11 protein-coding genes and 1 pseudogene are annotated in these 12,555 nt (G+C 38.2%); 7 read left to right on the plus strand and 5 right to left on the minus strand.

The window, feature by feature from the left end:
• Positions 1 to 5: 5 nt before the first annotated feature.
• The 4 genes and pseudogenes from O1449_RS11250 to O1449_RS11265 all read right to left on the minus strand — a co-directional run bounded on the left by O1449_RS11250 (position 6) and on the right by O1449_RS11265 (position 2,994).
• Entirely contained in the window at positions 6 to 713 is a 708-nt protein-coding gene (locus O1449_RS11250; protein WP_269238352.1) for an adenine nucleotide alpha hydrolase, read from the minus strand.
• On the minus strand, positions 710 to 1,516 hold the full coding sequence (locus tag O1449_RS11255; protein WP_269238353.1) for an SDR family NAD(P)-dependent oxidoreductase: 807 nt from the start codon (positions 1,514 to 1,516) through the stop codon (positions 710 to 712). The genes O1449_RS11250 and O1449_RS11255 overlap by 4 nt, the downstream gene beginning before the upstream one ends.
• Before the next feature lie 18 nt (positions 1,517 to 1,534).
• Positions 1,535 to 2,197, minus strand: a complete 663-nt coding sequence (locus O1449_RS11260; RefSeq protein WP_005214182.1) for a hypothetical protein — start codon at positions 2,195 to 2,197, stop codon at positions 1,535 to 1,537.
• Between the two features lie 117 nt (positions 2,198 to 2,314).
• A pseudogene (locus O1449_RS11265) lies at positions 2,315 to 2,994 on the minus strand (hypothetical protein).
• 203 nt (positions 2,995 to 3,197) lie between these two features.
• Between O1449_RS11265 and O1449_RS11270 the strand changes: the two are divergent.
• The 4 genes from O1449_RS11270 (at position 3,198) to O1449_RS11285 (ending at position 8,204) form a co-directional block, all read left to right on the plus strand.
• Complete coding sequence (locus tag O1449_RS11270; RefSeq protein WP_269238354.1) at positions 3,198 to 6,098, plus strand: valine--tRNA ligase; 2,901 nt, start codon at positions 3,198 to 3,200, stop codon at positions 6,096 to 6,098.
• Positions 6,099 to 6,214: 116 nt separating this feature from the next.
• Positions 6,215 to 6,505 carry a hypothetical protein gene (locus O1449_RS11275; RefSeq protein WP_269238355.1) on the plus strand — a complete coding sequence of 97 codons (291 nt, stop codon included), beginning with the start codon at positions 6,215 to 6,217 and terminating at the stop codon, positions 6,503 to 6,505.
• Positions 6,490 to 6,867, plus strand: coding sequence for a hypothetical protein (locus O1449_RS11280; RefSeq protein WP_331276188.1), 378 nt, complete (start codon positions 6,490 to 6,492; stop codon positions 6,865 to 6,867). Before O1449_RS11275 ends, O1449_RS11280 begins: the two co-directional genes overlap by 16 nt.
• Positions 6,864 to 8,204, plus strand: coding sequence for an SMODS domain-containing nucleotidyltransferase (locus O1449_RS11285; RefSeq protein WP_269238357.1), 1,341 nt, complete (start codon positions 6,864 to 6,866; stop codon positions 8,202 to 8,204). The genes O1449_RS11280 and O1449_RS11285 overlap by 4 nt, the downstream gene beginning before the upstream one ends.
• 40 nt (positions 8,205 to 8,244) lie before the next feature.
• Here the strand turns inward: O1449_RS11285 and O1449_RS11290 are convergent, their stop codons facing one another.
• Positions 8,245 to 9,264 carry a molecular chaperone DnaJ gene (locus O1449_RS11290; protein ID WP_269238358.1) on the minus strand — a complete coding sequence of 340 codons (1,020 nt, stop codon included), beginning with the start codon at positions 9,262 to 9,264 and terminating at the stop codon, positions 8,245 to 8,247.
• Positions 9,265 to 9,626: 362 nt separating this feature from the next.
• Here O1449_RS11290 and O1449_RS11295 point away from each other — a divergent pair, with 362 nt between their 5' ends.
• The 3 genes from O1449_RS11295 (at position 9,627) to O1449_RS11305 (ending at position 12,510) form a co-directional block, all read left to right on the plus strand.
• Entirely contained in the window at positions 9,627 to 10,814 is a 1,188-nt protein-coding gene (locus O1449_RS11295; RefSeq protein ID WP_269228514.1) for an ammonium transporter, read from the plus strand.
• Positions 10,815 to 10,927: 113 nt separating this feature from the next.
• Positions 10,928 to 11,644 (plus strand): phosphatase PAP2 family protein, encoded by a 717-nt coding sequence (locus tag O1449_RS11300; protein WP_269238359.1) that lies wholly within the window; start codon positions 10,928 to 10,930, stop codon positions 11,642 to 11,644.
• A 62-nt stretch (positions 11,645 to 11,706) separates the two neighbouring features.
• On the plus strand, positions 11,707 to 12,510 hold the full coding sequence (locus O1449_RS11305) for a serine/threonine protein kinase (RefSeq protein ID WP_269238360.1): 804 nt from the start codon (positions 11,707 to 11,709) through the stop codon (positions 12,508 to 12,510).
• The last annotated feature ends 45 nt before the right edge of the window (positions 12,511 to 12,555 follow it).

The following is a 12,555-nucleotide window of genomic DNA, read 5'->3' on the forward strand; positions in this document are numbered from 1 at the left end:
AATATTCACTCCGCAAAAATCGCTTGCCAATAGTAATAGGTTTTTTCTTCCCCATTCTCTAACTTAAACTCGTATGACATCTGACGCGTCTCAATAATTTCAAACTCAACAGGATGTTTGAATAAACCACCAGCATAAGCAAAAGTATGATATTCACCATTCTCACCACAAAGATCGACTTCACTTGGCATCCTCTCAAGCAAAGCAGCATCAATATCTTGACCAATAAACGACTCATCGAGCTTACTGGCATCAGTCACAATAATTTTAGTTTTAATACCTGAGTCTAAAAAATCTTGCATCACTTCGTTCGAATTAAGATTCCAGATCGGTTCAACGACTTCAATCCCTAAAGGATGCAAACGATCTTCTCGATATTTGCGTACATCGCTCAGGTAAATATCACCAAAGATAAAGTGTTCAACACCTTGCGCTTTAAAATGATTGGCAGCATCTAACATACGCTGCTCATACACAGGCAGATTTTTGGGTAAAAATACAGGATAAAGTGGAATCCCAATACTTTCAGCTTGCTTCATCAATAATAAAAATGGAATCGCATGCATGGAAGACAATTCAGTTTCTTCATTTACTGTAGTTAATAAGGCAACTACCTCAAATTCATCCTGCTGTAATACTTTATACAATGCCAAAGATGAATCTTTACCACCACTCCAATTGAAAACGGCTTTCTTGCGCTTATTCACACTCATTTCACTTTCATTTTGCGAATCATCTTATACAATAAGTTTGGTGATAATCGAGAGACCAAGACACCCAATTGTTCTTTTTTCCCACCAACAACAATATATTCATCTCCTGCCATCAAAGATTCAACGACACGTTCTGCAAATACATCTGCTTCTAAACCATTTTCAATCGCTTCATCTTGATGCCCTTGTGGTTTGCCCTCACCATTTAAAGCATTAAATGAAACATTAGTTTTAACAAAACCAGGAAAAACCACTGAAACCGCTATTCCCTCTTTAGCGACTTCCGCACGTAAACTATTGGCCCACATGTGAATTGCAGCCTTAGCCGCAGAATAAGTCGCGCGATACTGGGTTCCTAAAAGACCTGCCACACTCGAAATAAACACCACCCGACCTGATTTTTGTTTGAGCAAAGTTGGTAATACAGTTTTGGTAAAGAACACTTGTGAGAAATAATCCACTTCCATGATGGCACGTTCAGTGTGCATACTCGTTTCTTCAATCAACGCGCGCTGACTCAAGCCTGCATTATTAATCAGCCAATCAATACGTCCTTTGGTTGCGAGAACTTGTTCATGTGCATGGCGGACTTGCGCTTCATCGGTAATATCAGCAGCGATTGAAAGATGCTGTTCAGCCTTAAGTAAACCCACTCGAACCGATTCCAACTCATCATAACGGCGTGATGTCAGTACAACTTGAGCACCTTGTAAAGCGCACTCTCGTGCCAAAGCTTTACCTAAGCCCGAAGATGCACCTGTAATCCATACGACTTTATTTTCAAGACTTTTAAGTTTCGCCATGTCATATATCTCCTTTATTTATGCAGGGTGACGCATAAATTTAAGAAAGTAATCTACATAAGTTGCCGCAACCTGTTGATCAAGTTGAGTACCTAATTTCTCTAAACGCTTATACCCTAAATGGGTCGTCATATTAATTACGCCATTTAAAGTTTTATCGACTACGAAATTAAATTTTAAACTCTTTTTCGGCTCACGAATTAAATGAGTGACACCTACATCAATCACTTCTGTCAGTAACTTCAGTGAATTGGCAATTTCCCGACTTTCCCCTTCAGCCAATTTTTGACTCGAAGCTTTAACCTGTTGAGTCAACTGTTGCTCAATCGGATAAGTCATATATACCGACTCATCTTCAACTCGAATTGTTTTAGATAAATATTCAACCAATGGAACTAGACGATCATTACCAAAGAATGACACTGACCATGGCATATATTTTCGGATTGCTTCTAAAATCTGCTGAATCACTTTTTCAGATTCACCTGTGAGTGAGTGATGTTGATTGTCTTGTAATAGCACCATAAAAACTTGTTCTATCACTTCACATGCAATTTCAGATAAAACTGCCCCCAAAGCATTTGCTTGGCTTTCTTTACTACCTTGTAAGAGCTGCGTACGGATATGAGCAAATCGCGCGTATGTATCGGCATGAATATTTAAAAAAACGTCAGTTTTCATTCTAATAACCCTATTCTAGATTCCATAAAATAAGGGCTTATTAAATAAGCCCTTATTCACCCTTAGATTCTGTTTTTCTTTCATTTTTGGCTTTTCAAGTGCTGAATTTACCACATTCTATTCACGATCAACATGCATAAATGCCAAAAAGTGATTAACGCAATCTGATGCAGTATTTGGATCTACTTGGTTACTCATTTTCTCTAAACGCTTATAACTGAGTTGTGCCGTTATATGAATCACCCCATTTAAAGTTTTATCCACCACCTTATTGAAATTTAGGCATTTTTTTGGTTCACGGATTAGATTAGTTACACCTAAGTCTACAATCTGAATCAAAGTATGGAACACATCAGCCATATCATTGATTTCGTTGTTTTTGATCTGTGCAACTAACGCGTGGCCTGTTGCACTAGGTTTCGATCAATTGGATAAGATACATAAACTTGCTGATCATGATATTTAATCATATTATAAAAATAGTTCACAAAAGGACAAAGCCGTTCATTACCAAATAGTGCGATTGACCAAGGCATATATCGACGTACTGCACCAATAATTTGTTGAATTACTTTTTCAGATTCAGTCTTATATTTCTGCGATATCGCTGTAGGTTGAGTATTTTGAATCAATAATACTGAAAAAACTTGTTCTACGATGTCACAAGCAATTTCTGAAAGTACTTCACCTAGAACTCTAGATTGACTCGCACTCGTTCCATCATTGAGTTACTGATGAATCGTCTCAAACTTATCATAAGTTACTTCATTGATTTTTAATAGAATTGAATAACTCATCGTAACCGTCCTGTTTTAAGTTTTAATATTTTTATATCGTTGTTTTATGCTTAAACATTTTTAATTATGTGATGTAACACACATAAATCTAACTTTTTTCAAGAAAAAAACAACTGTTTTCATCGACTTTTTTTGATGAAAATATTCATCATTTTTTTGCTACAATAGGTCTAATTTTTTATTCAATTTTAATCTTCTGTACTATGACTGACGCTCAATCTGCTCAAAATATTGCAACTACTTACGATCCAACTGAGATCGAAAAGAAGTGGTACCAAATCTGGGAACAACAAGGTTATTTCAAACCCTCAGGTCAAGGTGAATCATTCTGTATCATGATTCCACCACCGAACGTCACAGGCAGCTTGCACATGGGTCATGGTTTTAACAATGCCATCATGGATGCTTTGACTCGCTATAACCGTATGTCTGGTAAAAATACCTTATGGCAACCAGGTACTGACCATGCAGGTATTGCAACACAAATGGTGGTAGAACGTCAGCTTGGCGCACAAAACATCAGCCGTCATGACTTAGGTCGTGAAAAGTTCATTGAAAAAATTTGGGAATGGAAAGAACAATCTGGTGGTACGATTACTCGTCAAATTCGCCGTTTAGGTTCTTCTGTTGACTGGTCACGTGAACGCTTCACCATGGATGAGGGTTTATCCAATGCGGTGAAAGAAGTCTTCGTTAAACTGCATGAAGATGGCTTAATTTACCGCGGTAAACGTTTGGTAAACTGGGATCCTAAATTACAAACTGCCCTTTCTGATCTTGAAGTAGAGTCTGATAAAGAAGAAGCAGGCTCATTGTGGCATTTCAAATACTTCTTTGAAGATAAATCACTCCGCACGCACGATGGTAAAGATCACATTGTTGTCGCAACTACACGTCCTGAAACTTTATTAGGCGATACTGCGGTTGCAGTTGCACTGGATGATGAACGCTATTCACACCTCGTTGGTCAGAACATCATCCTGCCAATTACAGGTCGTGCTGTTCCTATCGTTAAAGATGAATATGTTGATAAAGAATTCGGCACAGGCTGTGTAAAAATTACGCCTGCACATGACTTCAATGACTATGAAGTCGGTAAGCGTTGTGAATTGCCAATTATCAACATCTTCAACAAAAATGCGGAAGTATTGGCTGAGTTTGAATACATCGCTAAAGCAGGCGAGCAAATTTCTAAAACCATCGCTGCACCAGCAGACTACATTGGTTTAGAGCGTTTTGCTGCACGTAAACAATTGGTTGAACAAGCTGAAGCTGAAGGCTGGTTAGACCAAATCCAACCGTATACGCTTAAACCACCTCGCGGTGACCGTTCAGGTGTGATCGTTGAGCCATTATTGACTGACCAATGGTATGTCAAAATTGCACCACTTGCTGAGCCAGCGATTAAAGCGGTGAAAGATGGTGACATCAAATTTGTACCTGAGCAGTACAGCAACATGTACATGGCATGGATGAACAACATTCAAGACTGGTGTATTTCACGTCAGCTTTGGTGGGGTCATCGTATTCCAGCTTGGTACGATGCTGAAGGTAATGTATTCGTTGGTCGTGACGAAGCAGAAGTTCGTGCCAATAATAACATCCCTGCTGATGTTGCATTGAGTCAAGATGAAGATGTATTGGATACATGGTTCTCTTCTGCGCTTTGGACATTTTCAACTTTAGGTTGGACTGGCGACAAAGCAAAAGATGCGGAAAACTATTTCCTCAATACCTTCCACCCGACTGATGTGTTAGTGACTGGTTTTGATATTATCTTCTTCTGGGTTGCACGCATGATCATGATGACCATGCACTTCATGAAAAATGAAGATGGTACGTCTCAAGTTCCGTTCAAAACTGTCTATGTACATGGTTTAGTTCGTGATGGCGAAGGTCAGAAGATGTCTAAGTCGAAAGGTAACGTACTTGACCCACTCGACTTGATTGATGGTGTAGATCTTGAAACTTTAGTACAAAAACGTACGACAGGTTTGATGAACCCGAAACAAGCAGCGAAGATTGAAAAATCAACCCGTAAAGAATTCCCAGAAGGCATTCAGGCTTACGGTACAGACGCCGTTCGTTTCACCTTCTGTGCACTTGCGAACACGGGTCGTGACATCAAGTTCGATATGAAGCGTGTTGAAGGTTACCGTAACTTCTGTAACAAAATCTGGAACGCAACCCGTTTCGTATTGATGAATGTTGAAGGTCAAACCGTTGGCCAAACTGCTCGCCCTGATCTTTGGGAGTTACCAGAGCAATGGATTATCAGCCGTTTGCAAAAAGCGGAAGCTGCGGTTCAACAAGCCTTTGCAACCTATCGTTTAGATTTAGCTGCACAAGCGATCTACGACTTTATTTGGAATGAATACTGTGACTGGTATGTAGAACTGACTAAGCCAGTGCTGAATGATGAAAATGTATCGGTTGAACGTAAAGCTGAAGTGCGTCGTGTACTCCTTGCTGTGATGGAAGCATCTTTGCGTCTTGCACATCCGTTGATGCCGTATTTGACTGAAGAAATTTGGCAAACCCTTGCGCCTAAACTTGGTATCTCAGGCGAAAGTATTATGCTTGCGCAATACCCTGTTGCGAATCCTGAACGTGTAAACGAACAAGCCGAAGCGGACATGCAATGGTTACAAGGTTTGATTGGTGCGGTGCGTAACATCCGTGGTGAAATGGGCTTAGGTAATGCACGTCTATTACCAGTGCTGCTTCAAAATACCACTGATGCTGAAAAATCACAGATCACACGTATTGAAGCGTTGTTCAAAGCTTTAGCTAAAGTAGAAAGCATTACTTTCTTGGCTGATGCTGAGCAACCACCATTGTCTTCTTCTTCTGTTGTGGGTCATGTGTCTGTATTTGTTCCAATGAAAGGTTTAATTGACCCGAAAGCGGAACTTGGTCGCCTACAAAAAGACTTAGACAAAGTGCAAAAGCAACATGATCAAATTGCAACTAAATTGGGCAACGAAGGTTTTGTGGCGAAAGCACCAGCAGCAGTTGTTGAAGGTGAAAAAGCGAAATTGGCTGAGTTTGCTGACCAGCTAGCGAAGATTAAAGCGAATATGGATCAGATTGCAGCACTTTAAGCAGTAGTTTGATTCAAAAATCCCCTCTTAGTGAGGGGATTTTTTTGTAAGTATTGGTGTTGAAATTGTATAAGTTGTCACCATAAAACATGTAATAAAATAAATATGAGAATTACATGACTAAAGATCAGCTTTTAAATGAGATCGCAATAAGTGGTTATTCAACTAGTTATGGAAAAGATAAATGTTATTCAACTTTTGATCTAGCCAATAAAACAATCACACGTGTTGGTCTTGGTTTACTAGTTTTAAGTATTTTTATGCTCGGATACCAAAGTTTAAATGGATTTGTTGCATTAGCTATCGCAGGAGTTGTCGGCGGTGTATTAGTCATGTATATGGAAAAATACAATGATAGCAAATACTTAACACAGCATCGCAATTACAAGATATTGAGCGTGATCTAAAGCAACTATTTTACGATGTAAAAAATGCTTCTCCCACTCAAAACATTTCTACATATGAACAACAATGGATAACTTTGGACAATCATCAAAAAAATTTAGCTATTGAAAAGCAAATTTTTGGAAGTGATTGGTATGCCCATATCAAAATGTTTTGGACTAAAAAAGTTAACACTCAATGGTTTACCGACGAATTAAAACTAAAATTTTTCTTTGATAAATTACCTTTTTCATTTTTTGTTCTCTGTGTTGCGATTTGTATTCTGATTCTTTTGTTAATTATTGGTTTTTATATTGCTAATCATTTAGTAGCTAATGGTCATGCTCAAACATATTTACAAATTTTTAAAGGAATCTGCAAATGACAACGGCATCTTTATTTAAAAGATTTATTGAAAACATCCAAATTCAAAATATTAATGTCATTTCTGAAAACTATAACAAAGTAACTAAAGCGTTAAATGAGTACTACTATGAATCTGAGAGCACTTCTACTCATTGTCGCCAAATTGGGTCTTATGGACGAAAAACTGGGATCAATGGTATCAGCGATCTTGATATGGCATTTGAACTACCAAAATCAATTTACGATAAATTCAATGCATATTCATCAGGTGGACAAAGCTCATTATTACAAGATGTGAAGAAAGCCATTCAAAATGCATATGACCATGACCAAGTTAAAGCAGATGGTCAAATCGTGGGAATTGATCTAGATGGTTTCCGCATTGAAGTTCTACCAACATTTTATTTAAACACAAATGATGACGGTACTTTGGATTATGACATCTATACTTTCCCAGATTCCAATGATGGTGGACGTTGGAGAGAAACCAAACCAAAACTTGAAATAGAAGAGACTCGAAGACTAAATGATGAGTATGGTCATAATACTTATCGTCATTTATGTCGCATGGTTCGAGCATGGAAAAACCATGTAGGTGTTAAATGTTCAGGTCTTTGGATTGATACACTAAGTTATAATTTTCTAAAACAATCTGAGATTTATAAAAATATTAGCTATAAAACTTATGGTGATTTGGTAAAAGACTTTTTTAAATATTTATTTGACCAATACGAGCTTTCACCTGATCAAAAAATTTGGAAAGCGCCAGGTAGTAAGCAAAATGTGCATGGTTCATGGCAGAATCATAGAAAAATCAAAAAGGCTTATCAATTATGCCTTGAAGCTTTAGACGATGAATCTCTTGCTAATGAGAAATGGTCAAAAGTATTTGGGGTGAACTTCCCTGAAGAGGAATTAGAGCAACTTCACGAAAGTTTCATTGTGCGTAAGAAAGCTCCAAATGAACGGTTTATTGAACATGTTTATAATGGGAAAGTTGATATTAGAAACTATCTATCTATTGATTACTCTATTAGTCAGGAATCAAGAACTTGGAAAATGCTTAAGAAAACTTTGTCTAATTATAAAGTTCCTATAAGCAGAAATTTGGAGTTCCACATCAGGGATACAGATGTAGAACCACCATATCAAGTCAAGTGGAAAGTACGTAATATTGGTCCTGCTGCCGTATCAAAAAATCAAGAACGTGGCGCCTTACAAGATAGTACTTTCGGAAAACATAAAGATTCTCGTCTTCAAGAAAAATCTAGTTTCTGTGGTGAACATTGGGTTGAATGCTACATTATAAAAAATGGTGTATGTGTCGCTCGTGATCACGTAAGTGTTCATATCTAGTAACCCTCTCCCATAGGGAGAGGGTTGGGGTGAGGGTTACTTAAAGCACCCCATGCCCCAACAACATCTCCACCCCACTCACCTTCTTCATATGCTTTAAACGCTCTTTTTCCCACTTCAACTGATGCTTTAACTCAGCATAATCTGCATCTATGGCTTTATACACATCCCCAATATGCAGATGCTCAGCTTTTACTTTTTTCGCCAACTGAAAAGAATCTAAAATCTCATCAATTTGGCTTTCAAGCTGCTGACTCTGTGCATCCAAAGCTAGTTTATAGAACTTCACTTGCTCCGCTGATAACTCTTTAGCTCCAACATCTTTGTTCTGCTCAAACTGTAATTGAAGTTTTAATAAATAAAACAAATCCTGCTGTTCATAAGCCTGACTTGCCTGCTGAAATAACTCAGTTTTTTCTTCCTTCTTGGTCTCGTCTCGCTCACGGTCAGGATGAATCATCGCAGCAATTTTCAAATAGACTGTTTTCAACGATTGCGCTGCCATCTGCTCAGCTTGTTCACGTTTCTGCTGTTGTCTGAGCTGTTTGGCTTGTTCTCTTGCCTGTTGCTGCTCGACAGCATATTGCTCAAAATCATCTTCTTCTAATTCTATATTTTGATCAAATTTTTCATTAAGTTCGAACTTAACGGACTGTACTTTTTTATTCTTTTTAGCCAATTGCTGAGCATGTTGCTGATAAAAAGTATTAATCTGCTTCACTAGCTCTAATCGTTTTTCATTCAACATTTTAGAACGCTTTAACATTTGTGCAAGTTGAGCAATTTTTTCATCCAGTTGCTGCATATCCGCTTTGGAAAACTCATGGCTGTGTAACATATTCCAAATTTGTTCTAACTGCTGAAATAATATTTCATGGAGTTCGCTATACACGGGTAAAAGTTTTTGCCGTGTATGTTGCTGAATTTCAGCTTGGGCATTTTGCCATGCCGCAAGACTAACTTTTTGCTGTTCGATTTTATCAATCAAGCGATTCAGTTTTTTCTGCTGTGGTGACTGTTCAGCCCTTTGCTGTAAGCTAACTTTGAGATCAAAGGACATACTCATCTGCCTAAAAAATAAAAAGTGTAGCAATAATCAGATAAGGAAGGTAGTAAATCACCCTTTGAATATAATCACGTAGGGGCATCGTATTGTCGCTCAGATTTACACCAACATGGCTAGATCGTGCGATTTCGTTCTTAGCGACAATAAAAACGTCCTGTTTTCACACAAAATGCACCACTTATCACCAAAATTACAATTTAATTTCTAAATTGGTGCATTTTTTGCATTATATTTTCTATTAAATTGAGCTATTTCAGAATAGCTTGGGGTTTTAGATTTACTAAATCCATTTTGGTGCAAAAAACGAATCAATTATTTGCATAAAATATGGTTTAGCACTTTTTTTGAGCATTAATATGCAAAACGTAGATCTATTTTTCTTACTGCTCGGTGCAGTACTCGTATTAGCAATGCATGCAGGCTTTGCATTTTTAGAGCTTGGCACCGTACGCCACAAAAACCAAGTGAATGCGCTCAGTAAAATCCTTACTGATTTTGCAATTTCAGCAATCGCTTACTTTTTTGTGGGTTACTGGATTGCCTATGGACAAAACTTTTTCCATGCAGGCAGTGCTTTAACAGCAGATCATGGTTATAACTTGATGCGCTGTTTCTTCTTACTCACCTTCGCAGCAGCGATTCCAGCAATTATTTCTGGCGGCATCGCAGAACGTGCCAAAATGCGTTCACAAGCAATCGCTACTTTAATTTTGGTTGCTTTAATCTATCCTTTCTTCGAAGGCATGATTTGGAATGGCAACTACGGCTTTCAAAAATGGTTAGAGACCTCTTTTGGTGCAAGTTTCCATGACTTTGCAGGTTCAGTCGTTGTGCATGCAATGGGTGGCTGGATTGCATTAGCTGCAGTGATTTTACTTGGCGCGCGTCATGGTCGTTATAAGCATGATGGTCGTGTGAGTGCACATCCACCTTCATCGATTCCATTCCTTGCTTTAGGCTCATGGATTTTAATTGTCGGCTGGTTTGGCTTTAATGTCATGAGCGCACAGCGCGTTGATGCCATTTCAGGATTAGTTGCGATTAACTCACTCATGGCAATGGTCGGCGGTACATTGACTGCAAACTTTATGGGTAAAGATGACCCTGGTTTCTTACACAATGGCCCACTTGCAGGTTTAGTTGCAATCTGTGCAGGCTCGGATATTGTGCATCCAATTGGTGCATTACTAATTGGTAGTGCCGCAGGCGGTATGTTTGTTTATCTATTTACTTATACTCAGAACAAACTCAAAATCGACGATGTGCTTGGTGTATGGCCTTTGCATGGTGTGTGTGGTGCTTTCGGGGGTATCGCAGCAGGTATTTTTGGTCAACAAGCATTAGGTGGTTTAGGCGGTGTATCTATTATTTCGCAAATCATTGGAACTGGCTTAGGTATTATCATTGCACTTGTTGGTGGTTTTGTAATCTATGGTATTTTGAAAGCCACAATTGGTATTCGCCTCTCTCAAGAAGATGAATATCGTGGTGCAGACCTTTCGATTCACAAGATTTCAGCCAATTCAGAAGAATCAATGTTCTAAACTGTAATGTTTAAAGCGGCAATCAAGCCGCTTTTTTTATGGATATTTAAGAGACAATTAAGCTTTAAAATATTAAATAGCAGCATGATTTTTCCGCCCAAACTGCATGCGCTATGATCTTCAAAACCCGCTTTTTTTTACTCACAAGCTCTTTATTGTGCATCAGTTTTTTTATCCTGTTATTTCTGTTTCCCGTTGGCGGAGCAATAGATCTATATTTGATTCAACCATGGGTCGGAACTTTTGGTGAGTTTGCATTAAAAGGTGATTGGTATCTTGCAAAGCTAAATCATACTTATGTCAAAAAAGTTTTAACTATTGTCTATGTAAGCTTTTTCCTACTGTGGATCGCTTCTTTTAAAATAGAAAAATTCAAAGCGAAACGTTGGCAGTATGGCTATATGTTTTGGGTCAGTATGTTATGTACATGCATTATTGGTCTAATGAAAGCACAAGCTGCTCACGCTTGCCCATGGGATATGACCCATAAGACTGTCACAGGTTTTATTTGGGATTTTTCAGCAACTGCTGGACATTGTTTTCCAGGTGGTCATGCAAGTACAGGTTTTGCCTTAGTTACAGGCTATTTTCTTTATCGCCTCGATCAGCGTAAAAGAGCTTGGTTTTATTTATTTGCAGGTGTATTACTTGGCTTCGCAATGGGCTGGGCACAAATGATGCGTGGTGCACATTTCCTCAGTCATAATTTATGGACAGCTTGGTTTTGCTTTGCTATCAATGTTGTGGTCTATATGATCACGTATAAACGTCATTTAGCTCATGCAGCGGCTAATTCTGTAACGCAAATGAGTCCTGATATGATAAAGTGAAGCTCTACTCGCATGGGCTTCATGCATGATCACGATATTCACTTAGGTACTGTTTGCTGCTGATGGATGACTTTCAAAATTTCTTAGAAACCACTTTAACTAAGCAACAATCTTCCATTCAAGCCTATGATCTAGGTTCTCATAAAGTATGGTTAAAGAAAGCATCTGAACGTCACGGTTTATGGCTTTACACGCCATTGAAGTGGTTAGCAAAAATATTTAATTTAGGCGCAATTACTCCAGTTCCAAATCAAGGTGGTTCTGCTGCAATTGAATGTGAATACAATCGGATTCAAACACTCAAATCTTTAGGTGTTTCTACATCGAATGTTCTTGCAGTTTCAAAAAAAGGAATTTTGCTTGAAGACATCGGATCACAACATCAAAGTAGCGTCTCACAACTAGATCAAGCATTGGCTTGTCAAAAAGATATTCTTTCAAAATCATTATTATTTAGCCAAGCTATTCAAGCTATTCAAGCTATTCATACTAAACAAGGCTATTTAAGCGAAGCATTCGCTCGCAACATTCTTGTCGACCAAAATCATCAGTTTAGTTTTATTGATTTTGAAACTGACCCGCATGAAGTCCTGAGTTTACATGATTGTTTTGTTCGTGACTGGTTGCTATTTATTTTTTCTACAGCCTATCATTTTGAATTTGAACAATTAGCTGATGCTAGCCAAATCCTTTATCGTGCATTACTTGCCGAACCACAAGTATATAGTGACATTTGTAAAGTTGGGAAACGCTTAAAATGGGTTCTGAATTTTAATATTAGCAAAGTGGGCAATGATGGCAAACGTATCCAAAAATGCGTTTTATTCTTACGTTATTTAAAAGAGCAATCAGAAAAAAATACGTAATTTTCAAATAGTCCTTCAATACAAATGCAGTGCTTAATGTCACGA

The sequence above is a fragment of the Acinetobacter sp. TR3 genome (assembly GCF_027105055.1).
Taxonomy (GTDB): domain Bacteria; phylum Pseudomonadota; class Gammaproteobacteria; order Pseudomonadales; family Moraxellaceae; genus Acinetobacter.